Source organism: Mesorhizobium sp. M4B.F.Ca.ET.089.01.1.1, assembly GCF_004022605.1.
Classification (GTDB): domain Bacteria; phylum Pseudomonadota; class Alphaproteobacteria; order Rhizobiales; family Rhizobiaceae; genus Mesorhizobium; species Mesorhizobium abyssinicae.
In genome coordinates, this window is sequence record NZ_RZOS01001191.1 from 1 (window position 1) to 610 (window position 610).

At 58.9% G+C, this 610-nt stretch carries 1 pseudogene; it reads left to right on the forward strand.

Annotation, left to right across the window (positions count from 1 at the left end):
* Positions 1–312: pseudogene (locus EN780_RS36710) on the forward strand (ribonuclease activity regulator RraA); the annotation flags it as partial.
* Positions 313–610 lie beyond the last annotated feature (298 nt).

The following is a 610-nucleotide window of genomic DNA, read 5'->3' on the forward strand; positions in this document are numbered from 1 at the left end:
GTCCTCGGTACTGGCCTGCCCGTGTGGTGTAATGGCTACGCTGCGCCGCCTTCGGTGGCGGGACTGACCTTCGTAGCCTGGCAGCAGCCGGTGGGCTGCGGAGGCGTGGCGGTCTTTCCTGACGACATGATCGTCGTCGATCAGGACGGAGCGGTCATAGTTCCCAAAGACATGGTCGAGATCCTGCTGACTGAGGGGCCTGAGCAGGAACAAGTGGAAGCCTGGATCATGAGCGAGGTGGAAAAGGGCGTTCCGCTTCCCGGGCTTTATCCGATGAATGAAGAAACGAAGCAGCGCTACAAAAATTCGTGAAGCGCCGCTTTTCAGCGTGTTGTCGCTTGGCAGATGGAGTGGTTGCCGCGCTCCCCAGACGGCATCGAAAGCGCCAACGATGTGGTTGATATAGGCCACAGAGCGGAGAGGAAGGCAAATGAAGGATACGATGATCGGGGTGGATCTGGCAAAGAACGTTTTCCAGCTTCACGGCGCGTAGATGACGAGAGAGGTGAAGTTACGCAAGAAGCTCGCACGCGGACAGTTTTTGCGGTTCATGGCGGATCAGGCGCCGGCACTGGTGGCCATGGAGGCTTGCGGCAGCGCACATCACTGG